The organism is Sphingomonas sp. Leaf28, assembly GCF_001421685.1.
GTDB lineage: Bacteria > Pseudomonadota > Alphaproteobacteria > Sphingomonadales > Sphingomonadaceae > Sphingomonas > Sphingomonas aurantiaca.
Genome location: NZ_LMKX01000010.1, coordinates 70,457 through 94,109, shown reverse-complemented (window position 1 = coordinate 94,109; position 23,653 = coordinate 70,457). Strand labels below are relative to the sequence as shown.

Annotated in this window: 23 protein-coding genes and 1 pseudogene; 14 read left to right on the top strand and 10 right to left on the bottom strand. The window is 67.3% G+C overall.

Annotation, left to right across the window (positions count from 1 at the left end; genetic code table 11):
- Positions 1-374 precede the first annotated feature (374 nt).
- Complete coding sequence (locus ASE79_RS15895; RefSeq protein WP_056418852.1) at positions 375-1,118, bottom strand: YgfZ/GcvT domain-containing protein; 744 nt, start codon at positions 1,116-1,118, stop codon at positions 375-377.
- Positions 1,119-1,199: 81 nt separating this feature from the next.
- On the opposite strand from ASE79_RS15895, the gene pyrC reads away from it, so the two are divergent.
- Positions 1,200-2,237 (top strand): dihydroorotase, encoded by a 1,038-nt coding sequence (gene pyrC, locus ASE79_RS15890; protein WP_056418849.1) that lies wholly within the window; start codon positions 1,200-1,202, stop codon positions 2,235-2,237.
- A gap of 223 nt (positions 2,238-2,460) precedes the next feature.
- Here the strand turns inward: pyrC and ASE79_RS15885 are convergent, their stop codons facing one another.
- Complete coding sequence (locus ASE79_RS15885) at positions 2,461-2,805, bottom strand: hypothetical protein (RefSeq protein ID WP_056418846.1); 345 nt, start codon at positions 2,803-2,805, stop codon at positions 2,461-2,463.
- A gap of 155 nt (positions 2,806-2,960) precedes the next feature.
- On the opposite strand from ASE79_RS15885, the gene ASE79_RS15880 reads away from it, so the two are divergent.
- From ASE79_RS15880 to ASE79_RS15840, 9 genes and pseudogenes are all read left to right on the top strand, one after another.
- Positions 2,961-5,453, top strand: a complete 2,493-nt coding sequence (locus ASE79_RS15880; protein ID WP_056418844.1) for a helicase-related protein — start codon at positions 2,961-2,963, stop codon at positions 5,451-5,453.
- Between the two features lie 7 nt (positions 5,454-5,460).
- Positions 5,461-5,715, top strand: a pseudogene (locus ASE79_RS15875) (RNA-binding S4 domain-containing protein); the annotation flags it as partial.
- 272 nt (positions 5,716-5,987) lie between these two features.
- Positions 5,988-6,329: a ferredoxin FdxA gene (fdxA, locus tag ASE79_RS15870; protein WP_031393648.1), complete on the top strand. Its 342-nt coding sequence runs from the start codon at positions 5,988-5,990 to the stop codon at positions 6,327-6,329.
- Positions 6,330-6,535: 206 nt separating this feature from the next.
- Positions 6,536-7,069, top strand: coding sequence for a CarD family transcriptional regulator (locus ASE79_RS15865; protein WP_056018441.1), 534 nt, complete (start codon positions 6,536-6,538; stop codon positions 7,067-7,069).
- A gap of 323 nt (positions 7,070-7,392) precedes the next feature.
- Positions 7,393-7,704 carry a hypothetical protein gene (locus ASE79_RS15860; protein ID WP_055882210.1) on the top strand — a complete coding sequence of 104 codons (312 nt, stop codon included), beginning with the start codon at positions 7,393-7,395 and terminating at the stop codon, positions 7,702-7,704.
- A gap of 56 nt (positions 7,705-7,760) precedes the next feature.
- The gene (locus tag ASE79_RS15855) at positions 7,761-8,525 is read left to right on the top strand and encodes a hypothetical protein (protein ID WP_156359744.1); all 765 of its coding nucleotides are present in this window, start codon (positions 7,761-7,763) and stop codon (positions 8,523-8,525) included.
- Positions 8,526-8,552: 27 nt separating this feature from the next.
- Positions 8,553-8,915 (top strand): Rap1a/Tai family immunity protein, encoded by a 363-nt coding sequence (locus ASE79_RS15850; protein ID WP_056418841.1) that lies wholly within the window; start codon positions 8,553-8,555, stop codon positions 8,913-8,915.
- Positions 8,916-9,048: 133 nt separating this feature from the next.
- Entirely contained in the window at positions 9,049-9,780 is a 732-nt protein-coding gene (locus tag ASE79_RS15845; RefSeq protein WP_056418838.1) for a head GIN domain-containing protein, read from the top strand.
- Between the two features lie 36 nt (positions 9,781-9,816).
- Positions 9,817-10,542, top strand: a complete 726-nt coding sequence (locus ASE79_RS15840; RefSeq protein ID WP_056418836.1) for a GIN domain-containing protein — start codon at positions 9,817-9,819, stop codon at positions 10,540-10,542.
- A gap of 19 nt (positions 10,543-10,561) precedes the next feature.
- Here ASE79_RS15840 and ASE79_RS15835 read toward each other — a convergent pair whose 3' ends face one another.
- Positions 10,562-10,966, bottom strand: a complete 405-nt coding sequence (locus tag ASE79_RS15835; RefSeq protein ID WP_056418834.1) for a DUF1489 family protein — start codon at positions 10,964-10,966, stop codon at positions 10,562-10,564.
- Between the two features lie 31 nt (positions 10,967-10,997).
- Positions 10,998-12,407, bottom strand: coding sequence for a magnesium transporter (mgtE, locus tag ASE79_RS15830; protein WP_056418832.1), 1,410 nt, complete (start codon positions 12,405-12,407; stop codon positions 10,998-11,000).
- Between the two features lie 108 nt (positions 12,408-12,515).
- Here mgtE and ASE79_RS15825 point away from each other — a divergent pair, with 108 nt between their 5' ends.
- Positions 12,516-12,974 (top strand): peptidylprolyl isomerase, encoded by a 459-nt coding sequence (locus ASE79_RS15825; RefSeq protein WP_056418828.1) that lies wholly within the window; start codon positions 12,516-12,518, stop codon positions 12,972-12,974.
- Between the two features lie 438 nt (positions 12,975-13,412).
- On the opposite strand, the gene ASE79_RS15820 is transcribed toward ASE79_RS15825, so the two are convergent.
- Entirely contained in the window at positions 13,413-14,297 is an 885-nt protein-coding gene (locus tag ASE79_RS15820) for a LysR substrate-binding domain-containing protein (protein ID WP_056418825.1), read from the bottom strand.
- A gap of 265 nt (positions 14,298-14,562) precedes the next feature.
- On the opposite strand from ASE79_RS15820, the gene ASE79_RS15815 reads away from it, so the two are divergent.
- Complete coding sequence (locus tag ASE79_RS15815; protein WP_056418822.1) at positions 14,563-16,836, top strand: CDC48 family AAA ATPase; 2,274 nt, start codon at positions 14,563-14,565, stop codon at positions 16,834-16,836.
- A gap of 43 nt (positions 16,837-16,879) precedes the next feature.
- Here ASE79_RS15815 and ASE79_RS15810 read toward each other — a convergent pair whose 3' ends face one another.
- From ASE79_RS15810 to ASE79_RS15795, 4 genes are all read right to left on the bottom strand, one after another.
- A complete protein-coding gene (locus ASE79_RS15810) occupies positions 16,880-17,509 on the bottom strand; it encodes a response regulator transcription factor (protein ID WP_056418818.1) in 630 nt (209 codons plus the stop codon).
- On the bottom strand, positions 17,499-18,938 hold the full coding sequence (locus ASE79_RS15805; RefSeq protein WP_056418814.1) for an ATP-binding protein: 1,440 nt from the start codon (positions 18,936-18,938) through the stop codon (positions 17,499-17,501). The genes ASE79_RS15810 and ASE79_RS15805 overlap by 11 nt, the downstream gene beginning before the upstream one ends.
- 276 nt (positions 18,939-19,214) lie before the next feature.
- Positions 19,215-20,540: an MFS transporter gene (locus ASE79_RS15800; protein ID WP_056418812.1), complete on the bottom strand. Its 1,326-nt coding sequence runs from the start codon at positions 20,538-20,540 to the stop codon at positions 19,215-19,217.
- Positions 20,537-20,797 (bottom strand): antibiotic biosynthesis monooxygenase, encoded by a 261-nt coding sequence (locus ASE79_RS15795; RefSeq protein WP_321163346.1) that lies wholly within the window; start codon positions 20,795-20,797, stop codon positions 20,537-20,539. Before ASE79_RS15795 ends, ASE79_RS15800 begins: the two co-directional genes overlap by 4 nt.
- Positions 20,798-21,040: 243 nt before the next feature.
- Here ASE79_RS15795 and ASE79_RS15790 point away from each other — a divergent pair, with 243 nt between their 5' ends.
- Complete coding sequence (locus ASE79_RS15790; RefSeq protein ID WP_056418806.1) at positions 21,041-21,655, top strand: class I SAM-dependent methyltransferase; 615 nt, start codon at positions 21,041-21,043, stop codon at positions 21,653-21,655.
- A gap of 191 nt (positions 21,656-21,846) precedes the next feature.
- Here the strand turns inward: ASE79_RS15790 and ASE79_RS15785 are convergent, their stop codons facing one another.
- Positions 21,847-23,007, bottom strand: a complete 1,161-nt coding sequence (locus ASE79_RS15785; protein WP_056418803.1) for a phospholipase D-like domain-containing protein — start codon at positions 23,005-23,007, stop codon at positions 21,847-21,849.
- Between the two features lie 119 nt (positions 23,008-23,126).
- On the opposite strand from ASE79_RS15785, the gene rpoZ reads away from it, so the two are divergent.
- Entirely contained in the window at positions 23,127-23,471 is a 345-nt protein-coding gene (gene rpoZ / locus ASE79_RS15780; RefSeq protein ID WP_055882033.1) for a DNA-directed RNA polymerase subunit omega, read from the top strand.
- Positions 23,472-23,653 lie beyond the last annotated feature (182 nt).

Genomic DNA, 23,653 nt, shown 5'->3' with positions numbered 1-23,653 from the left:
ACGGAATGAAGATCGGGGAGGTCGGCGCAAGCCGGCCTCCCTTTTCTTTTGTCTGCCGTACGCGGCTTTTCGCGGGGGGAGCGTGCTGTGCGGCGGTGATGGGTTCGCGCGGAGGCGCGGCGGCGCGGAGACGGTCCGTTCGGGGGAATCGCACCCGCCCTGCCGGCGGCATCGATTTTCCGAAACGTAGATGCGTTCACGCGAAGGCGCGAAGGCGCAAAGATAGCTTTGGCGGCGCTGCGTTGCCCGGCTTCCAGATATCGTGGAGCAGTGCCGTGCGTGGTCATGGACTGGATTCGGACGCTGGTGCGGGCGCAACATCTTCGCGCCTTCGCGCCTTCGCGTGATATCTACTTGTGGGCGAAGTGCAGCGGCTACGCCGCGCTTGGGTCGCTCTCTGCCAAAGCCGCGGCGAGCCAGGTCGGGATGAGCGCGTCGCCGAGCGCCTCGACGCGGCGGAGTTCGATCATCAGGGCGCGTTCGGGATAGGTGGTGCGGGTACGGTTGCTCGGCTCGGTGAAGGGCGCGACGACGAGGCGGCGGTTGACCTTCGAGCGGTGGTGCATCCTGGCGGTGTTCTCTTGCCCGACATAACAGCCCTTGGTGAAGCTGACGCCGTTCAGTTCGCGCGCGTTGCATTCGAGCCACAAGGTCTCGCCGGCGCCGAGCTCGGCTACGCCTTCGCAGACGCCGAGCGACAGTCGGTGCGTGTGCCAGTCGGCTGCGGGTTCGCCCGCCGGTGCGAGCCAGCGCCTACCGAGCGCTGCAAGACGTGGGTCGGGAACGCCCTGATCGCCGGTCGGGGACCAGTGGACTTTCGCGGCGTCCGGCTGGAGCGTGATCTTGCGGCGCAGGCGGTAGAGCGAGAGGCGCTTCGTCAGTGCCTCGGCCTGCGTCGCCTCGGCGTCGATCAGCACGTCGTCGCCGTCCGCCCAGAGGATGAAATCGAACAGCACCTTGCCTTGCGGCGATAGCAGCGCAGACCAGGCGGGCGCGTCGGGGGGTAGCAGCGCGGTGTCGGCGGTGACCAACCCTTGCAGGAAGCCACGCACGTCTTCGCCTGCGACGCGGATCACGCTGCGGTCCGCGAGCATCGTTCCGGGAATATGCTGGTCCATCACCATCACCTAGTGCGTGCGTCGCGATTTCCAAGCACCGGGCGGCTGGCATCTCCGCGACCACGCCGATAGGAAGGCGGCATGACCGACAGCCTCACGATCCGCCGCCCCGACGACTGGCATGTCCACCTGCGCGATGGCGCGATGCTGGAGGCGGTGGCGCAGCATAGCGCGCGGCAGTTCGCGCGTGCGATCATCATGCCCAATCTGACGCCACCGGTGACCTCGATCGAGGCGGCCACGGCGTATCGGCAGCGGATCATGGCGGCGCTTGGCGAGGGGGCGACGTTCACGCCGCTGATGACGTGCTATCTGACCGACGGTACCGATCCCGCCGAGCTCGAACGCGGCCATGCCGAGGGCGTGTTCACCGCGTGCAAGCTCTACCCCGCGCATGCGACGACCAATTCGGCGCACGGCGTTACCGATATCCGCGCGCTGACCGGCGTGCTGGAGACGATGCAGCGGATCGGCATGCCGCTGCTGATCCATGGCGAGGTGACCGACAAGTCGATCGACATCTTCGACCGCGAGGCGGTGTTCGTCGAGCGCGTGCTGACGCCGCTGGTGCGCGACTATCCGGGGCTGAAGATCGTGCTGGAGCATATCACGACCGCGGAGGCGGCGGCGTTCGTCGCCGAGGCGGACCACCCGATCGCCGCGACGATCACGCCGCAACATCTGCTTATCAACCGCAATGCGCTGTTCGACGGCGGGCTGCGGCCGCACGCCTATTGCCTGCCCGTGCTCAAGCGCGAAAAGCATCGGCTTGCGGTGCGGCAGGCGGCGGTGTCGGGGTCGCCGCGGTTCTTCCTGGGGACGGACAGCGCGCCGCATGTCGTCGGGGCGAAGGAATCCGGCTGCGGGTGCGCGGGGATCTTCAACGCGCCGTTCGCGCTGGAGGCGTATGTGCGCGTGTTCGACGAGGAAGGCGCGCTCGCCACGTTCGAGGGGTTCGCCTCCGAGCATGGCGCGCGCTTCTACGGGCTGCCGCTCAATGAGGGCACGGTGACCCTGGTGCGCGACGATGTCGAGGTGCCGGCGTCGATCGGTACGGGCGAGACCGCGGTGGTGCCGTTCCTCGCGGGGACGAACGCCGGGTGGCGGTTCGAGGGGTAATCCGGGGCGGCTGTTTTGCCCCCCTACCGGTCCACCTGCCCCCCGCTAGTGTCATCCTGACGGAAGTCAGGACCCATAGCCACGCACCGCGCCGCCTGTAACCCTGGATCCTGACTTTCGTCAGGATGACGGCGTCGGTTGGCAGAATGACGGCGTGGATCATCAGGATGACGGCGTGGGAGGCGTTGCGGTTACCCCAGGAACCGCGCCGCTACCGCTTTCGTCAGGACGGCGGCGCGTTGAGCCGGTCGAGCCACGACCGCGCTTCCTTCTGTTCGCCGACCGCGCTGGCCTTGACCGGGCCGCGCGCGGCGAAGAAGTCGCGGTGGAGCGCGAACGGCTCCATCATCAGGCGCTCGCGCATCGCGGCGATGTCGGCGCCCATCTCGGCGAGCGAGTCGATCGTCGGGGCGATCGCGGCGCGGACGCGGCGGTCCGTGCTGCGGTCGAACAGGCCGAGCGAACCGGCGGCGGTCTTTTCCAGCGCGGCGACGAGCGTGTCGCGATAGTCGGTTTCGAGGTCCTCGCGCTGGGCGTCGAGACGGGCGAGGCGGTCGGGTTTTGCCATTCCCCCGACGTAGCGCGCCCGGCGGGGCGGTCAACGCATGTGGTGATGTCCGCGGCGAACCGCGCGCGCCGAGTAGGGCCAATCGGGCGACCGCCGATCACGCAATTGCGTACAGGTCATTGCACCGGCGCGGTTTACCCCCGATGTTGTCTGTCATGAGCGACGACGCGTCCGGTGGTATCACCGCGGTCCTGGGGCCGACCAACACGGGCAAGACGCACCTCGCGATCGAGCGGATGTGCGCGCATTCCAGCGGGATGATCGGTTTCCCGCTACGATTGCTGGCGCGCGAAGTGTATGACCGCGTGGTTGCGATCAAGGGTGCGAACCGCGTCGCGCTGGTCACCGGCGAGGAAAAGATCGTGCCCCCCGATGCGCGCTGGTTCCTGTGCACCGCGGAGTCGATGCCCGACCGCGACGTCGCGTTTGTCGGTCTCGACGAAGCGCAGCTGGGCGCGGATCCCGAGCGCGGCCATGTCTTCACCGACCGGTTGCTGCGCGCGCGCGGGCGCGAGGAGACGATGATCCTGGGGTCGGAGGCGCTGCGGCCGATGATCAAGGCGCTGGTGCCCAAGGCGGAGATCGTCAACCGGCCGCGCTTTTCGACGCTGACCTATGCGGGCGCCAAGAAGATCAGCCGGCTGCCCAAGCGATCGGCAATCGTCGCCTTCTCGGCCGAGGAAGTCTATGCGGTCGCCGAGATGCTGCGGCGGCTGCGCGGCGGTGCCGCGGTCGTCATGGGCGCGCTGTCGCCGCGGACGCGCAACGCGCAGGTCGCGATGTTCCAGGCGGGCGAGGTGGATTATCTGGTCGCCACCGACGCGATCGGGATGGGGCTCAACATGGACGTCGCGCATGTCGCGTTCGCCAGCCTCAACAAGTTCGACGGCAAGCGGCAGCGGCGCCTGACGGTGGCGGAGATGGCGCAGATTGCGGGGCGCGCGGGGCGGCACCAGCGCGACGGTACGTTCGGCGCGCTGTCCGACGACGGGCCGGGCGCGTTCCTGCCCGAAGAGGTGCTCGCGATCGAGGAGCACCGGTTTCCGCGGCTCGAAAATCTGTACTGGCGGCAGGGCGCGCCCGATTTCGCGAGCATCGACGCGCTGGTCGCGAGCCTTGAAGCGCGCCCGCCCGCGGGTGTTTTGCGCGCCGCGCCGCAATCGCTCGACCTGGGCGTGCTCAAGCGCTTGGCCGAGGAAGGCTGGGTGCGCGAGCGCGCGCGGCATCCGGCGATGGTCGCGCGGCTGTGGGCGGCGTGCGGCGTGCCCGACTTCCGCAAGGTCGGCCTCGATCCGCATGCGCGCTTCGTCTCGCGGGTGTTCGGGCATCTGAGCGAGGGGCGGGGGCATATCCCGCACCAATGGTTTGCCGACGAGATCGCGCGGCTCGATACGGTCGCCGGCGACGTGCCGGTGATCGCGGGGCGGATCGCGGCGACGCGGATCTGGGCGTATATCGCGCAGCGTGCGGACTGGCTGGCCGAACCGACCTTGTGGGCGGCGCGGACCGCAGCGCTGGAGGAGCGGCTGTCGGATGCGCTGCATGCCAGCCTGACTCAGCGGTTCGTCGACAAGCGCACGACCGCGCTGATGCGGCAGATCGGCGCGGATGCGGGCGCGCTGCCGGTGGTGATCGGGCCCGAGGGCGAGGTGATGGTCGAGGATCATCCGATCGGGCGGCTCGACGGGTTCCGCTTCACCGTGGCGGCGGATGCGCGCGCGAGCGACAAAAGGCTGCTGCTCGCGGCGGCGGAAAAGCGCCTGGCGGGCGAGCGGTCGCGGCGCGGGCAGGCTCTGGTCGACGCGGCCGATGCCGATATCGCGCTCGACGATAGCGCGCAGATCGTCTGGGCGGGGCATCCGGTGGGCAAGCTGGGGGCGGGGCCATCGTTCGCACGGCCCAAGCTGATCCTCGACCGGTCGCTCGACTGTCTCGACAAGGTGGCGCGCGAGCGGATCGAGGCGCGGCTGGTGCGGTGGCTCGCGACGATGCTCAAGCGGCGGGTGGCGGTGCTGGTCGAGCTTGCCGAGACGAGCCGCGACGCGACCGCGACGCCTGCGCTGCGCGCGGTGGCGAGCGCGATCGAGGAGGCTGGCGGGATCCTGCCGCGGCTGCCGATGCGGCTGGCGCTCGACGCGATCGATCCCGATGCGCGCAAGCGTCTGCGCAAGACCGGCATCACGATCGGCGCGCTCGATTTGTTCGATGCGCGGTTGCTGAAGCCCGAATCGGCGCGCTGGCGGCGGGTTCTGGCCGCGGCGCGTGGGAGCGTGATCGCGGCGCCGCGCGATGGGGCGACCGTTCTCGCGCGCGGCAGCGACGGCGCGACGCTCGACGCCGGGTTCCGCCCGCTCGGGCTGCAGGCGGTGCGGGTCGACCTGATCGAGCGGATCGCGCGCGCCGCGCATGATTCGCGGCAGGGGCGCACGCCGTTCGCGCCCGATCCGGCGCTGGCCACGTCGATCGGGGTCGATCCGGCGTCGCTCGAGCGGTTGATGGCCGAGCTCGGGTTCAAGGCGCTGGCGGGCGACACGCCGCGCTGGGTCTGGCGCGGTCGCCCGCCTGCGCGCCCGGCGCCGCCGGTTGCGATCGATCCGTCGCGGCAGAACGCGTTTGCCGGGCTTGCTGCACTGGTTCGCCATGGGTGAAGGCGCGATGCGGATCGACCGGTTCCTGTGGTTCGTGCGGCTCGCCAAGACGCGCAGCGCAGCACAGGCGATCGCCGAGAAGGGGCGCCTGCGCATTGACGGGCGTCCGATCGACCGGGCGCATTGCCCGGTACGGATCGGCAACGTGCTGACCTTTGCCGCGTACGACCAGGTTCGTGTCATTCGCGTGGAGGCGCTGCCGACGCGCCGCGGGCCGGCTCCGGAGGCGCAGGCCTGCTATCAGGATCTGGTCGCGGGCAGCACGCCTGTCGGGGCGGTGCGTGATCCGGCGCAGGGCATGCTGGAGGCGGACATCCGTCATCGTGGCGACAGTCAGGACCCAGAGCCAAGCCGGGCAGCCCTTCGCAACTCTGGGTCCTGACTTTCGTCAGGATGACGGTGGAGGGGGGAGGATCAGCGGGATAGCTTGATAACGTCTCGCAGAAGGCTTGCTATGATTGACGCGAGGGGCAGGCGGGCATAGTCGCTGCCGCATTCGTCGCCGGAAAGGAATCCGGCCCAGGAGTTCTCATAATGACCTACGTCGTCACCGACGCCTGCATCCGCTGCAAGTACATGGACTGCGTGGAAGTGTGCCCGGTCGATTGCTTCTACGAGGGCGAGAACATGCTGGTGATCAATCCCAGCGAGTGCATCGATTGCGGCGTGTGCGAGCCGGAATGCCCCGCCGAAGCGATCCTGCCCGACACCGAGAGCGGGCTTGAGCAGTGGCTCGAGCTCAACACGACCTTCTCGGCGCAATGGCCCAACGTCACGCGCAACGACAACCAGACGCCCCCCGACGCGGACGCGATGAAGGGCGTCGAGGGCAAGTTCGACAAATATTTCTCGCCGGAACCCGGCGCAGGCGACTGATATCGCATGCGAATTGCCCGATGGGGCAAGCCGTCTGCCATGTTCGGCTGGTAATTTTGTTGCAAAGCTGCTATTCGGGTCCGTGACGGGTGCGATGACGATAGTCGTGCGCCTGGCGTGAGTTAGACCTATCCCTCCCCCCGATGCAGCAGCGACGAGCCCTTCGTCGAGGCGTCGCGTGGAGGCCTGATCCGGAAAGGCCCCAAATGGCTGCCAAGGCACTGTCCTTCGATGTCGGTGATTTCGTCGTTTATCCAAAGCACGGGGTCGGCCGTGTGATCGAGCTCCAGCGCTCGGAAATCGCCGGCATGACACTGGAACTCTACGTCCTGCGGTTCGAGAAGGAGCGCATGACGCTCCGCGTGCCGACCAACAAGGCCGAAAGCGTCGGCATGCGCAAGCTGTCGTCGGACAAGACGATGCGCGAGGCGATGGACACGCTCAAGGGCAAGCCCAAGGTCAAGCGCACCATGTGGTCGCGCCGCGCGCAGGAATATGAGGCGAAGATCAATTCGGGCGACCTGGTGTCGATCGCTGAAGTGGTTCGCGACCTGTTCCGTGCCGACGACCAGCCCGAGCAGAGCTATTCCGAGCGCCAGATCTTCGAAGGCGCGACCAGCCGCCTCGCACGCGAACTGGCCGCGATGGAAGAGATTGACGAGCCCAAGGCGCAGGAGAAGATCCTCGACATCCTCCGCGCGGCGGCTGCGATCTACAACAAGGACAAGGTGCCGGCGTAACGCCCGCGCATCTTGCCAAGACGAAAGGGCGGTCCTGCGGGGCCGCCCTTTTTCGTTGTGCGCGGCCTTTGAAAGTAGCGGCGCGGGCCGGGGTGGCATATTCAAGTATATGTCCGACTCGGCGAGTCGATAACTGCTTATCTGAACCTAAGCTTGCTATAGGCAAAGAAAGCAACCGTCAGACTCGTTGCACCTGCAATGCTGTCCTAGATGCCGGTGCCGACCAACTCTCACCGCACGGTACGAACGTCTCGCCGGATATCGATTGTCATTCCGCCGACTCTCCGCTGACTGACGCCATCCAGTTTTGGAAGGATAAGTTTATGCGTTCGAATCTCCCGAAATACCCGACGGTTGCCCTGATCCTGATCGCCGGGATCGGCCTGAGCGGTTGCGCCACCAAGGGCTTCGTCCGCGAGCAGATCGCCGTGGTCAACACGCGCATCGACGGCCTGGACGGCCAGCTGCGGACCGTCGAGGGCACGTCGGGCCAGGCGCTTGCCCAGGCTCAGGCGGCTGCCGGCCAGTCGCAACAAAACGGCCAGCGGATCGACCAGATCAACAGCCGCGTCGATGGCCTCGACCAGCAGATGCAGATGCAGGCCAAGCAGCGCCAGCGCAAGCCGCGCGGCTAAGCCATCATCGCGAACGCCTGCATCGACGGACGGCCCGGTTGGACATTCGCATCGTGATGTCTGCCGGGGTGTCCCGTCGCGCGTGTCGTACAGGCTTCGGCCTGGCGCTATCGCTCGCCCTCGTCGCGCCGCAAGTGGCGTCGGCGGGGGCAGTGATTGCCGCGACCAAGTCGCGCAAAGCCAAGCCGAGCGCGCAGCCAAAGCGCGCGCGCGCCAAGACCGCCAAGGTCGTGGCGCCGCCGCTGGTGTTGCCGCCGCAATCGGAGCCGGCGAGCCGCATGATCGCGTGGATTGCGGCCGAGCATGACAATGGCGGGCTGCCTTATGTCGTGATCGACAAGCAGGCGGCGTCGTTGCTGCTCTTCAGCGGCAAGGGCGACTTCATGGGCGTGACACCGGTCCTGCTCGGCGTCGGCATCGGCGACGACTCGTCGCCGGGTATCGGTGCCAAGGACCTGGCCGATATCGGTCCGGCCGAGCGGACGACGCCCGCGGGGCGGTTCGTCGCGAAGTTCGGGCGTGCCTTTGGTCGGCAGCGCGTGATCTGGGTCGATTATTCGAATTCGGTGGCGCTGCATGCGGTGATCACCACGCACAAGAGCGAGCACCGGGTCGAGCGGCTGTTGTCGCCGTCGCCAGACGACAACCGGATCAGTTTCGGCTGCATCAATGTCGGTACCAAATTCTATACCGGCACGCTGACGCCGGCGTTCCAGAAGAAGGGCGGGGTGGTCTACATCCTGCCCGACACGAAATCGCTCGACGACGTGTTCCCACGCGTACGCCTGCTGCCCTATGTCAGTGCCGCCGTCGCGCGCTGAAGTGCGGTCCGGCGCGAAGGGAAAACGATGATCCTGCTGATGCTTGCCGCACTCGTCGCGGCCGATCGAGTTCCTGCTCGCAAGACGGATGGGGCGGCCGATCGACCGGTGGTGGTGAGTTCGCTCACGACCCAACAGCTGCTCGAATTCTGCCAGGGCAAGGACAGCGATCCGAGCGCGAATTTCTGCACCGGGTACATCCTCGGCGAGTTCGACGCACTGTCGCTGACGGGCGACATCTGTCCGTTGCCGGCCAGTGTCTCGAACATCAAGGTCGCGGCCACCGTGCGCGGCTATCTGCGCGCGCGGGCCAAGAAGACGGGCACCGGTGCGCCGTCCTTCGTCGTGCGCGATGCGCTGCGCGACGCCTATCCGTGCAAGCGCAAATAGCGCGACGATCGGTCCTGGCATCACGCCCCCAACTCGGGCGTATCGTCACCATTCCCTATAAGCCTCGCACGCAAATCCGCTTGGCACCGCTTTCGATCAGGTGTATTGTTCTAGCAACACACAGGAGGATGCGATGAACTTTCTTGCGCTTGGGCTGATCATTCCTCTCGCGGCCTGCTCCTTCGGCTGGGACAGCGACTCGGAAGGGTCGGGTGTCGCCGCCTCGGGGTCGGGCACCACGCGCACGTTCCAGATCGCCGATTTCGACCAGATCGACCTGCGCGGTTCGGACGATGTCGACGTTCGCGTGGGGACGGGCTTCTCGGTCCGCGCGGAGGGGCCGACCGAGCAGCTCGATCGGCTGCGTATCGCGCGCGACGGCGCGACGCTCGATATCGGCCGCAAGAACGGGACGGGCTTTGGGTGGAGCAAGGGGCCCAAGGTCAAGGTGTACGTCACGCTGCCGCGGCTGAGCGAGGCGACCGTCTCCGGCTCGGGCAACATGGCGATCGACCGGGTCGAGGGCAGCGCATTCGAGGGCGGGATCGCGGGCTCGGGCAATCTGACGATCGCCGCGGTGCAGGTGGAGGCGGCCAAGTTCTCGATCGCGGGCTCGGGCACCGCGCGCGCCAGCGGCACCGCGCGCGACCTGAACGTCGAGATTGCGGGCTCGGGCGATGTCGACGGCACGCGGCTGCAGGCGAAGTCCGCCAAGGTCGAGATCGCAGGCTCGGGCAGCGTCCGCGCGGTTGTCGACGGCCCCGCCAAGGTCGACATGATGGGGTCGGGCGACGTCGACCTCGGCCCACGCTCGCGCTGCACGATATCGAAGATGGGCACGGGGAGCGTGCGCTGCGGGAGCTGACTTGCGTGATGCGGCGGGAGCGGCGACGGTGTGGGCATGAGATATCTGCTCGCGCCGCTGCTGCTGCTTCTGTCTTCGCCGGCGTTCGCACAGCCCTCCACCGCCAGCCGGACCGAGTCGGTCGGCAGTTTCGACCGGGTGCGAGTCGAGGGGCCGTTCGAGGTCCGCGTCACGATCGGCTCGCCGCGCGCGACGATCACCGGCGATCCCCGCGCGACGCAGGCGGTGGCGGTGCGAGTCGACGGTACGACGCTGTCGGTGCGCAAAGGTGCGGGTGGCTGGGGCGAACAGCCGCGGGGTGAGCAGGGGCGGGGGGCAGGACCGATCGTGGTCACGCTGTCGACGCCCGGGCTAACCTCGGCCAGCGTCGCGGCGGGAGGGCGGCTGACGATCGCGAAGATGCGCGGCATGCGGGTCGACGTGACGGTCAGCGGCAATGGCAGCCTGTCGGTTGCTGCCGCCGACACCGACCAGTTGAACGCGACGCTGATCGGCACGGGCAAGATGACGCTCGCGGGTCGCGCGGCGCGGGCGCGGCTGGTGACGAGCGGGCCGGGCGCGATCGACGCATCGGGGCTGGCGGTCAACGACCTGACCGTCCATCTCGACGGGGTCGGCGAGACGAAGGCGGCGGCGCGCTACACCGCGCAGGTAACGAACAGCGGGTTGGGGACGGTGACGGTCACCGGCGCTGCGAAATGCCGGGTGGATGCCGCGGCGGGCGGCCCGGTCGTGTGCGGAAAAGATGGCGCGCCTTCCTGAGACCAGACAGGCGGGCCGCTCAGATCAGCGCGAGTTCGGCCAGTTTCGTCATCAGCGCGGGTGGCATCACGTCGAGCCCGCTCGCGTCGCCCCCCAGATCGAGCGGCGCGTCCGCATCCTCCAGATAGCGCCAGCCCTGATGCGCGCGCTTGGGGCGGGCCTGGACGAGCACGAGCTTCGGATCGATATGGATCGCGACGCGGCCGCCCTCCGCCTCGCCGAAGCCGAGGATCGGCGAGCGCGCGATCAGCTGGTGCTTCAGGATCCAGAACATCGATCCCTGTCCCGCGACCTCCTCGTGCCGCTTGGGCAGATAGCGCGTGGTGAGGAACACGGGACCCTCCTCGCCGCGCAGGCGAAGCCGCTCGGCGAGATGGTCGACGCTGTCCGCGCCGAACGCGACTTTGGTGAGGTGAAGCGGCATGGCGTTGGAAATGGGCCTTAAACCGCGCCGATCAACCGTGCAGGCCCCATAACGACGCGAGGCCGAGGAACGAGAAGAACCCCATCGTATCGGTCATCGTCGTGACGAACACCGCCGACGACACCGCGGGATCGATCCGGAACTTGTCGAGCGTCACCGGCACCAGCACGCCGCTCAAGCCCGCCACGATATTGTTGGTCAGCATCGCCGCCGCGATCACGATCGACAGATTGGGGTTGTGGAAGATCACATAGGTGCCGCAGCCGATCAGCGTCCCCAGCATCACGCCGTTCGCCGCGGCGATGCGGAATTCGCGGCCGATCATCCGCGCGGTATTCGAACTCGTCAGCTGGTTGGTCGCGAGCGCGCGCACCACCACCGCGAGCGTCTGCGTGCCCGCATTGCCGCCCATCCCCGATACGATCGGCATCAGCACCGCGAGCAGCGCGAAGCTCGCGATCGTCCCCTGGAACAGCCCGACGACCGACGACGCGACCATCGCGGTCCCCAGATTGACGACCAGCCAGGTGAAGCGCGTGCGCACGGTCAGCCGGATCGGCTCGTTGATGTCGCCATCGCCGGCCCCTGCCAGACGCAGCGTATCCTCGCCCGCCTCTTCGGAGATGATGTGGACGATGTCGTCGACCGTGATCATCCCGACCAGCCGGCCGCCATGATCGACCACCGCGGCGGAGATCAGCGCGTATTTCTGGAAGCGCAGCGCCACCTCTTCCTGGTCCATGTCGACCGGGATCAGCGTCTGCTCGCGCTTCATCACGTCGGCGATCGCGATCCCGCGCGGCGTGCGCAGCATCCACGACAGCTGGCACGTGCCGATCGGCTTGTGCGCAGGGTCGACGACGAAGATCTCCCAGAAATCGGTCGTCAGTTCCTCGTGGCCGCGCAGATAGTCGATCGCGTCGCCGACCGTCCAATGCTCGGGCACCGCGATCAGCTCGCGCTGCATCAGGCGACCGGCGGACTCCTCGGCGTAGCTCAGCGCCTCCTCGATCGCCGCGCGATCGTCCGGATCGAGCGCGCGCAGCACCGCGCGCTGCTCGTCCTCGTCCATGTCCTCGATGATCGCGACCGCGTCGTCGGTATCGAGTTCGGAGGCGAGATCGGCGACCTGGTGCGGCTCGAGCGCGTCGATCAGATCCTCGCGGACATAATCGTTCATCTCGGCGAACACGTCGCCGCCGAGCAGGTCGGTGACCGCCCGCGCGAGCGCGGCGCGATCCTCCTGCGGGGTCAGCTCGAACAGATCGGCGATGTCGGCGGGGTGCAGCGGCTCGACCAGCGCGCGCGCGGCCTCGTCGTCGCCGTCCTCGACCGCGTCGAGCACCGCGCGGACGAATTCGGGCCGCAGATGATCGTCGCGATCCAGCTGCGTTTCGGGTTGGGTGTCGGTTTCGACCTCGGGAAGCTCGAGTTCGCTCATGGCTGCCTCCCTTAAAAGATATGCGCTTGGGCCCTAACGCGACGCGCGTGCATTTGCCAGTCGGAGTGCGGCTCCCTATCTGCGCCTCATCAATTCAGGAGAACATGAATGGCTGACACCCCCGAAACGCTCACGCTGACCCTCGATGGCGGCGACGTCACGATCAAGTTCCGCCCCGATCTCGCGCCCAAGCATGTCGAGCGGATCGCCGAACTCGCGAACGAAGGCTTTTACGACGGCGTGCCTTTCCACCGCGTGATCCCGGGCTTCATGGCACAGGGCGGTGACGGTGGTCGCGGCGACGGCACCGGCGGGTCGAGCAAGCCCAACCTCAAGGCGGAGTTCTCGGCCGAGCCGCATGTCCGCGGCGTGTGCTCGATGGCGCGCACCAACCAGCCCGACACGGCGAACTCGCAGTTCTTCATCGTGTTCGACGACGCACGCTTCCTCGACAAGCAGTACACCGTGTGGGGCGAAGTCACCGACGGCATGGACCTGATCGACGCGCTCCCCAAGGGCGAGCCGCCGCGCGCACCGGGCAAGATCGTCAAGGCACGCGCAGCCTGAGCTAAAGGCTGCACCGTCGCAGCAAAGGCTGCGCCGGAGACAGCCGAAGCCGGCCGGCGGAGTGAAACTCCGTCCGACGGCGCGGCTTCGCCGCGACGCGCTTCGAGACAGAAGCGCGTCGCAGTTGCTGTGTTATCTTTCCTCCAACCCACCACCACCATCAACCCAAACCCCACCCGTCATCCCAGCGAACGCTGGGATCTCCCGGTTCGAGCCTCGCCGCTTCCCAACGGGGAGACCCCAGCTTTCGCTGGGGTGACGGGCGGGGGGCTCGCAGCTCGGGGCTGGGGCTGGAGCTCGGGACGAAGGCGTCGGGTAAGCATATTCCCCTCCCGCTCGCGGGAGGGGCTAGGGGAGGGCACGACGTACGTACTGGCGTCCGGCCGGTGAGGCACGCCCCTCCCCCGCCCCCTCCCGCAAGCGGGAGGGGAGTAGCGGTCAGACTTCCGCCAAGGTCCGGATCAGCCAGTCGTGGAACAGCTTGACGGGCTTGGTTTGCAGCGCCCGCGGGCGGCAGACGAACCAGTAGCTGTACGGACTCTCCACCTCGATATCGAACAGCCGGACCAGCCGCGGATCGTTGGCGTCGGCGAAATGGCTCGCGTGCATGAACGCGACGCCCAGGCCCTGCGCCGCGGCCTCGAGCATCAGCGCACCCGAATCGAAATGGTCGATCGCCAGCGGCTCGATCTCGTCGAGCCCGGCCGCCGTCCGCCACGCCGTGAAGGTATCCGTCATGTCGCGGTGCACCAGCGCGGTCAGCGTCGCGAGCTGTTCGGGCCGCGTGACCGGGTCGGCACGCTCGAGCAGGCTGCGCGCGCCGATCACATAGACCGAGTTGCGATCGAGCCGCCGCGCATAGAGCGACGGATCGATCTCGCGCGACAACGCGATCACCGCATCGAGCCCGTCGCCGAGCCGCGACACCAGATGCGCGGCGGTATCGATGTCGAGATGGAGCTCGGGGTGCGTGGTCCGCAACTCGCCGAGCCGCGGGAAGAGTTTCTGCGAGGCATAGAGCGGCAGGATCCCGAGCCTGAGCCGCAGCACCTCGGTGGTGCTGGTCAGCGATTCCACCGCATCCGACAGCGAGTCCAGCACCGGCGCGATCTGTGCCAGCAACCGCTCGCCATCCGCGTTCAGCACCATCGCCTGATGCCGGCGCGCGAACAGCGGCTTGGCGATGAAGCGTTCGAGGCTCTGCACGCGCCGGCTGAGTGCGGGGGCCGACAGCGCGAGATCCTCGGCCGCGGCCTTGATCGACCCCAGCCGCGCGACCTGCACGAACGCCTCGATAGCCCCCAATGGCGGCAGCCTGCGCATGATCCCTCTTTCGACTCGACGAGTGTGACAACAACCGCTGGACGCATTCAGACATACGATTGCAGTTAGCGCAATCGTAGCTGATCCCTTCGCACTTGCAACATCAACCGTCCCGACGCAAAAAGACCTCGCCTTTCAGGCATCCTCTCCTAAAAACTTTCATGGGCTGGCCTTCATTGGCCGGCCCTTTTTTTGTGTTTTCAAGTCCTCGAACCATCGGAACCGGCGCCCTATCTCGGGCGCTAGGAATGCGAATGGAGTCGACATGGCCGATAGCGAAATCCCCACGCGGAAAATTCAGGTCGCCAATGCGCGGCCCGAGGATAGCGGCCGTGGTCTGGCGCATCTGCCGCGCGCGCTGATGGCGACGCTGGGCATTGGCGAGGGCGACGTGATCGAAATCCTCGGCAAGCAGAACACGCCCGCGCGTGCCGTCGGGCCGTATCCCGAGGACGAGGGCCTCGACATCCTCCGCATCGACGGGCTCCAGCGTGCGAACGCCGGTGTCGGTTCGGGCGATTTCGTCGAGGTGCGCAAGGCCGAGTCGAAGCCTGCGACGCGCGTCGTCTTCGCGCCCGCACAGCAGAATCTCCGCCTCCAGGGATCGACCAACGCGCTCAAGCGCACGTTCCTCGGCCGGCCGATCTGCCAGGGCGATATCGTCGCGACCGCGGGGCATCAGCGCGTCGGCAACATGCCGCCGGGCGTCCAGCAGTTCATGAACGCGCCGGCGTATGCGTTGCAGGAAATCCGCCTCGCGGTGATCGCCGCCAGCCCCAAGGGCGTGGTGCATATCGACGAGAATACCGAGATCGAGCTGCGCTCCGAGTACGAGGAGCCGCAGGCCGCGCGTCGTGCCGACGTCACCTACGACGATATCGGCGGCATGGCGCAGACGATCGACCAGCTGCGCGAGATGGTCGAACTGCCGCTGCGCTATCCCGAACTGTTCCAGCGGCTGGGCGTCGATCCGCCCAAGGGCGTGTTGCTGCATGGCCCGCCCGGCACCGGCAAGACGCGTCTCGCGCGTGCGGTCGCGAACGAATCGGATGCGCAGTTCTTCCTGATCAACGGGCCTGAGATCATGGGCTCGGCCTATGGCGAGTCCGAATCACGCCTCCGCGAGGTATTCGAGGAAGCCGCGAAGTCCGCGCCTTCGATCGTCTTTATCGACGAGATCGATTCGATCGCCCCCAAGCGCGGGCAGGTGTCGGGCGAGGCTGAGAAGCGGCTCGTCGCGCAGTTGCTGACGTTGATGGACGGCATCGAATCGCGCGCGAACCTCGTCGTGATCGCCGCCACCAACCGGCCCGAGGCGATCGACGAGGCGCTGCGGCGTCCCGGCCGGTTCGACCGCGAGATCGTGGTCGGCGTCCCCGACGAACGCGGCCGCCGCGAAATCCTCGGCATCCACGCGCGCGGCATGCCGCTCGGCGACCGGGTCGATCTCGATGAGCTGGCGCGTACCACCTACGGCTTCGTCGGCGCTGATCTCGCAGCACTGGCGCGCGAGGCGGCGATCGAGGCGGTCCGGCGGATCATGCCCAAGCTCAACCTCGAGGAGCGGACGATTCCGCCCGAAGTGCTCGACGAATTGTCGGTCACGCGCGAGGATTTCCTCGGTGCGCTCAAACGCGTCCAGCCCTCGGCGATGCGCGAAGTCATGGTCCAGGCGCCGACGGTGCGCTGGGCCGATGTCGGCGGGCTCGACGATGCGCAGATGCGGCTGAAGGAAGGCGTCGAACTGCCGCTCAAGAACCCCGATGCGTTCCGCCGTCTGGGTATCCGGCCCGCCAAGGGCTTCCTGCTCTATGGTCCGCCCGGCACCGGCAAGACGCTGCTGGCGAAGGCGGTCGCGCGCGAGGCGGAGGCGAACTTCATCGCCACCAAATCGTCCGACCTGCTGAGCAAATGGTATGGCGAGAGCGAGCAGCAGATCACCCGGCTGTTCCAGCGCGCGCGTCAGGTCGCGCCGTGCGTGATCTTCATCGACGAGCTCGACTCGCTGGTGCCCGCGCGCGGCAGCGGTGCGGGCGAGCCGCAGGTGACCGAGCGCGTCGTCAACACGATCCTCGCCGAGATGGACGGGCTGGAGGAGCTGCAGTCGGTCGTCGTGATCGGAGCGACCAACCGGCCGAACCTGATCGACCCGGCGTTGCTGCGGCCGGGGCGGTTCGACGAGCTCGTCTATGTCGGCGTCCCCGACAAGGCTGGCCGCCGGCGGATCCTGGGCATCCAGACCGAGAAGATGCCGCTCGCGTCCGACGTCGATCTCGATCGTCTGGCGGAGCGGACCGACCGCTTCAGCGGTGCGGATCTGGAGGATGTCGTCCGTCGCGCCGGCCTGGTCGCGTTGCGGCGGTCGATCGATTCGACCGACGTGACGATGGCCGACTTCGACGGCGCGCTGAAAGAGTCGCGCGCGAGCGTCACCCCGGAAACCGAGCGCGAATATGAGCAGATGGCCGCGCGGCTGAAGCAGGATGCCACGGCGATCCAGCCTCTGGGCTTCGCGTTCCCCAGCAAGACCGACGACTGACGGTGTCCCCCCTCTCCCAGCCGGGAGAGGGGGCATGCCGGCGCTATTCGTCCGGGTTGGTGACGCCGAGGTCCGTGAAGGAGAGGCGACCCGCGCCCGCCTGCAGCCCAATGCGGATCAGTTGAGCGGTGCTGCTGGCGCCGGTCTTTTTCAGCAGCTTGGTACGATAGGTCTCGACCGTGCGCGGGCTGATATCGAGTTCGCGCGCAATCTCCTTGCTGGTCAGGCCGGAGACCACGAGTTCCAGCACCTGCCGTTCGCGAAAGGGGAGCTCCTCGGCGAGGACGTCGGTCTGGTGGAGCGGCGGCCAGCACCTGGCGGACGCGATAGCGCTCAGGATCGTGGATGCCTCGAACGGCTTTTCGATAAAGTCGATCGCGCCCGCGCGCATGGCTTCGACCGCGAGGGGAATGTCCGCGTGCCCGGCAATCATGATTACGGGATCGGTGCGGCCGCGCTTGACCACCGTGCGCGTGACTTCGATCCCCGAGATACCGGGCATCATGACGTCGCAGATCAGGATGCCGGGCGGCAACTGATCGAGCGCATCGAGAAACAGCTCGCCACAGCCAAACGATCGCGCGGGGACTCCATCGGTCGAGAGCAGCAGCGACAGCGAGCGGCACATCTCGGGTTCGTCGTCGATGATGTAGACGGGGCGTTCAGGCAGCATGCGTCGTGCCTCCTATCGCGGTGTGCGGCACGGTGAACAGGAATCGCGCACCGCCCAATTCCGTATCGTCGTCGCACCAGATACGCCCGCCATGCCCCTCGATGATCGTCCGGCAGAGCGCGAGGCCGATGCCGACGCCGTCGGTCTTGGTCGACTGGAAGGGGGCGAAGACGTCGTGCCGGAGCTTTGGGGGAAGGCCCGGGCCGCTGTCTTCGACCGCGAAGGTCGCATCCCCCGTCGCGGTGCGCCAGGCCTGCAGGCGGATCCGCCGATCGTCGCACCCGCGCAGCGCATCGGCGGCGTTGATGACAAGGTTGAGAATCACCTGTTGAAGCTGGATCGCATCCGCCGACACGTCGAAATCGACGTGGGACAGATCGGTCTGGAGCTCGGCGCGAACCCCCTTGGCGGCGAGTGCCGCCAATTTCGCAGACTCTTCTAGCAAGGTGCGGACATCGACCTGTTGCAGGACGGGAGGCTTGCGGCCGATGAAGTTGCGCAGCCGCTTCAGCATCGTCGCGGCGCGAAACGCATGCGCCAGCGTATCGTCGATCGCTTCGCGCGCCGCGGCAAGGTCCGGCGCGTCGGCCGCCAGCACCGCACGCGCTACGCCCGCGTAATTGGCGATGATGGTCAGCGGTTGGTTGAGTTCGTGCGCGATCGACGATCCGAGTTGCCCCAGCGCGGTCGCGCGGGAGATCTGGTACAGCTCGCGTTGCGCCATCGCGAGCCGTTCGGAGGACAGGACGGCCTTGGTCTCGTCGCGGACGTAGACGATCCTGAAGCGATGCGTACCGATCAGCAGCGACGTGTCGCGAATGTCGAGGCGCAACCGTTTTGCGCTGGGCAGGATGACCGTGTGAAGCGCGTTCGTCTTGAGCGCATGCGTCGGAACGAGCCGTTCGAGCCGCTCCCCCATGAACGCTTCGCGCGGTCGCTCGAACAGGCTGCACGCGGCCTCGTTGGCATCGACGATATCGCCCGACGAATCGATGATGAGCATGACCGCGGGCGAACCATCGAAGATGATCCGAAGGATGCGCTCGCGTCGGCAGGCGTTGATTGCGGCGTATTGTTCGCGACGCCGCAATCGCTTCATCGATTCGCCGCCGATCGAGACGATGACGCAGAACAGCGATACGAGCGCGACGCTGCGCGGGTTGACCAGCGCATGGCTCCATTCCGCGACGAGCATCGTGCCGGCGAGCGACAGCACCGCTGCGACAAGGCCCGCGATCAGGCCGCGTCGTGCGGCGTTGGCGATGACGGCGGCAACACAGAACAGGAATGGCAGGTTCACGGCGATCAGGGTGTGTGCCAGCCAGGTCGCGCTCAGTGCGGCAACGCCCGAGGCCGCCGCTACCAACCACCCCGTTTCGGGATCGGCAAGCGCGGCGTCATCGTCGATCATCTCCCAGAAGCGCTGCATTGCCCACCTTGGTCCATTTCGGTTCTATTCTGTGCTTAACGCGTGGTTATTCAATAACGTCGGTGGGCGGCGTCATGTCTAAAACGTTCAGATTTGGGGCAAACGAAAAAGTTCGACGCGCGCGCGGCTGGGGCGATCCCCTCATTTTGGGGGAATAGGGACGTGATTATTGACCTTGGTTAAGTCATGGGCGGCGATTAAAGCCTCCAATACTGTGCGTATGGACAGGCTTGCGCGGCGTTGCTTGCTGCTCGGCCCGACCCGCGCGGCTCCGGGCTAGGCGTCCCTGGCGTCCTTGAGCGCGACATAGGCATAGCCGATCATCACGACGCACGCCGCGCCCGCGACCAGATAGGGCAGCGAATGCTGGGCCTCGTACAGACCGACGCCGATCGACGGCCCCAACACGAAGCTTGCGCCGTTGATCGACGTCACCTTGCCCGCGACCGAGCCCTGCGCATTTGCGCCGACCGCGAGCGACGAGCCCGCGGTGAAGCCAGGTCGCGTGAAGCCGAAGCCGAGGCTCGCCAGCGCATAGGCGGTCGCGATTGTGTAGAGCGACGTCGCGATCCCGGTGAGCGCGGTGCCGACTGCGGCGAGCACCAGCCCGGTCAGCACCAGTTGTCGCGGCGTCATGTTGAGCCGGGGGATGATTCCCCATTGCGCGAGCAGCGCCGCCCCTGCGCCCATCATCAGGACGATGCCGGTCGGCTCGAGCGCCAGCGCGGGCGCGAGGTGGAGGCGGTCGATCACGAGGAAGCCGATCGCCTGCCCCGTCATCGCCTGAGCGTGGCCCATCACCAGCCCGGCGATCATCCACGCACGGATGCGCGGATCGGTGTAGCCGACATGCTCGACATGCGATCCGGTCGCGGCGGCGACCGACGCCCCCGTCGGCGCGCCGCCGATCGAGGGATAGGCCGAACTCGCGCCGTGCGTCTCGTGCGGGGGCACGATCTTGTCGTCGGGGAGCATCCGCCGCACCGTGATCCACACCGCCACGCCGAACAGCGCGAACAGGAAGGCCGGACCGGCAAGCCCGATCTCGACCCCGCCGATCGAGCCGAGGATCAGATACGGCGCGATCGCCGGGCCGAGAATAGTGCCGAGCCCGAAGGCGGAGGCGAGCAAGGTCAGCGCCTTGGTCCGTTCCTCGCGAGTCGTCTCGCCCGCGACCAGTGCCTGCACCGCGGGTGGCGCGGCCGCACCGAACGTCCCGTAGATCAGCCGTCCGCCGATAAAGCACAGGAACGCCGCCGTGCCGCCGATCCAAGCGTTGATCCCGGCAAGCAGGAACACGCCGCATAGCGCGAGCGAGACGCTGAACCCGCCGACGCCGAGCAGGATCATCGCGCGCCGGCCGTGGCGATCCGATCGATTAGCCCAGAATGGCGCGGCGATCACCCACAGCAGCGCGGAAACCGAGAACGCCGCCGCGACCGCGCTGTCGGCGACGCCCAGCGATCGGCCGAGCGCGGGCAGCACCGATTGCAGCGCGGTGTTCCCCGCCGCGATCGTCAGCATCACGAGGAACATCAGCGCGAATCGCCGGTCGATCTTCGGTGTGTCGGTAGTGGGCCCTTCGGCCGACATCCCGGTCATGATCGCGCCCAGGCATAGGCGCGCTCGACCCGTGCGACGGTCACCGTATAGCGATCGTACCAGAGCGCGCGGCCCCGGTCGCGAATCGCGGCGTGGTCGGGATGGTCGCGCCAGGCGAGCGCGGCTTCGTCGTCCGCCCAGTAGCTGACGGTGATACCCATGCCGTCAGCCTCGCGCGCGCTGTCGACTCCGCGATAGCCCGGCTGCTCCGCGGCGAGCGCGTCCATCGCCGCGGCGGCGTCTGCGTAACCGGTCATGTCCGCATCGTTACGGAACGACACGAAAACGACGGCGACCTGTCCTGTCCGATCGTCCTGCATGACCGGTGTTTAGGGTAAGCGCGGCGCTTGGCAAATCCGCAGAACCGATTGGCGAACCATGACATCCGGTGCGGTTCGTCGCCCGATGCAACCCGCGGCCCTTGAAACGCGTTCGGAATTCGTGCGACGGGAGGGCCAAAGCCTCGCCAACGTGCGGGACCCCTGACCGTAAGGAACGCGATGCCCAGTTCGACCACCGCCACCCGGCGTGCACGCAGCCGACCCGCTGGCGTGCCGTCCCCGTGGCAGATGTTCTTTTCAGGGTTCCTGAAACATCCGGTCATGGTCGGATCGATCGTGCCCTCGTCGGACAAGCTGATCCGCAAGATGCTCGACCCGGTCGACTGGGCGAACTGCAAGCTGTTCGTCGAATATGGCCCGGGCGTCGGCACCTTCTGCCGTCCGATCCTCGACCGGATGGCGCCCGACGCCAAGCTGGTGGTGATCGATACCAACCCCGAGTTCATCCAGTATCTGCGCCACACGATCACCGATCCGCGTTTCTTCGCGGTGCTCGGCTCGGCCGATGCGGTCGAGTCTATCGTTGCCGATCACGGCTTCGAAAAGGCCGATTACGTGCTGTCGGGTCTGCCCTTCTCGACGCTGCCCCCCGGCGTCGGTCCGGCGATCGCGACCGCGACGCATGCGGTGCTGCGCAGCGGCGGCGCGTTCCTGGTCTATCAGTTCTCGCCCAAGGTGAAGGACTTCCTCACGCCGCACTTCGAGTCGATCGATCACGACATGGAGTGGTGGAACGTGCCGCCGGCGCAGCTCTACTGGGCCTGGAAGGACTGACGCAGCCGCGCCCACGCCCGCGCCGGTGCGCGAAGCGCAGCGTCAGGCCCGGCCGGCGGGTCGGCTAGAATAGTCGAACCCGTCCGACGGCGGCTTTGCCGTCGGCGCTGCTATTGCTCGAAGTTCGGCTGTCATCCTGACGAAAGTCGGGATGACGTAGAGGGGCGGAAGTCCTTCGACTCCGGCTGCCCCTATTCGTCGATCCCGAAGTTCAGCCCGCGCGACAGGCTCGGGTCGACCACCGCGACGGCGAAATAGGCGGCGAACTGCTTGATCCGCTGCATCCACCCGGTGTTTGCGCGGTAGAGTGCGGCAGTCACCTCGGTCGACTTGGCGATCTCGCCGTCGACATAGCGGCGGACATGCGCGGCGAACGCGGCATCCTCGATCCGCAGCATCAGCTCCATGTTGATGAACAGGCTGCGCATGTCGAAATTGGCCGAGCCGATATGGAACGCGTCGTCGATGACGTAGAGCTTCGTGTGGAGCTTGGTCGGCTGGTATTCGAACAGGCGTACGCCCTTGCGCAGCAGCCCTGCATAGGTGAACCGCGCGGCGGCGATCGTCGCGTTGTTGTCCGATTTGCTGGCGGTGACGATGCGGACTTCGGCCTGTCGCCGGCCGGCCTTGTCGAGGCGCCGCAGCAAGGTGGGGCTCGGCGTGAAATAGCCCGCGATCACGTCGATCCGCCGGCCGCGCCGCATGTCGTCGCGCACCGCGCGCGCCCAGGGCGACAGCTTGCGGGTCGGTCCGCCGATCAGCCAGCGTGTCGCGCCGCGCGTCTCGCTCCAGTGCGACAGCGCGGCGTTCAGTTTGCGCAGCTTGCCCTTAGGTTCGTGGATCCAGTCCTTCAGCGCGTCGAAATAGCCGGCGAGCCGCCCCGCCGCCGGCCCTTCGACGAGCAGACCGAGATCGCGCCAGGCCTGGTCGGCGGCGGTCCCGAAATAATCGTCCTCGATATTGAAGCCGCCGATGATGATCCGGGCTTCGTCGGCGAGCGCGAGCTTCTGGTGGTTGCGCAGCAAGTAGCGGCGGCCGAACCGCGCGGAGAAGCGGCATACCGAAATGCCGGCGGCCTCGAGCGGTTCGAAAAAGGCATGTGGCGCGTCGTCGCTGCCGAAGCCGTCGACGATCAGCGCGACCGCGACGCCGCGGCTTGCGGCGGCGATCAGCGCGGCGTTGACGCGTTGGCCGGACTCGTCGTCGGCATAGATATAGTAGAGCACGCGCAGCGACCGCTCGGCGCCGTCGATAAGGGCCAGCACCGCGTCGAGCCGCCGGGGGCCGGTGTCGAGCAGGGTCATCTGGTTGCCGTCGACGGCAAAGGTCGGCTGGTCTGCGGGATCGTCCATGACGGCTGTGATGACCACGCGGGGGCGGCGGTGGCAACCCGCGGCGGATTTCTTGACTTTGCAGGCCATCGCCCGTAGGCGACGCATTCTCATTCTATCGTTGTTACGAAGGAAGCCGCATGGCGCGCGTTACCGTCGAGGATTGTGTCGACAAGATCCCCAACCGGTTCGACCTGGTGTTGTTCGCGGCCCAGCGTGCGCGCCAGATCTCGGGCGGCGCCGAACTGACGCTCGACCGCGACCGCGACAAGAACCCGGTCGTCGCGCTGCGCGAGATCGCCGACGAGAACGTCAAGCCGGCGCATCTCAAGGAACAGGTCATCCAGGGCCTGCAGAAGGTTCGCGTCGACGACGACGACGAGGTCGATGCCGTCGGCAGCCTGGCCGCGTCGGCCGAGGCGCTCCGCCTGACCGCCGCTGCACCGCCGCGGAACCAGAATCTGGGTGCGGATTACGAGGGTTGAGGCAGCGGGATTAGCGAAAGCTAATCCGCGGCTCGGCCGAAACCCCGGCCGGCGGGCATCGCCCGACCGACGACGCGGCTTTGCCGCGGCGCGCGAAATAGAGAAAAGCCCGTGGACCCAGGTCCGCGGGCTTTTTCTTTAACGCGTTTCCCCAGAGTGACCTGCGGCGCTCGCAGGCGAGA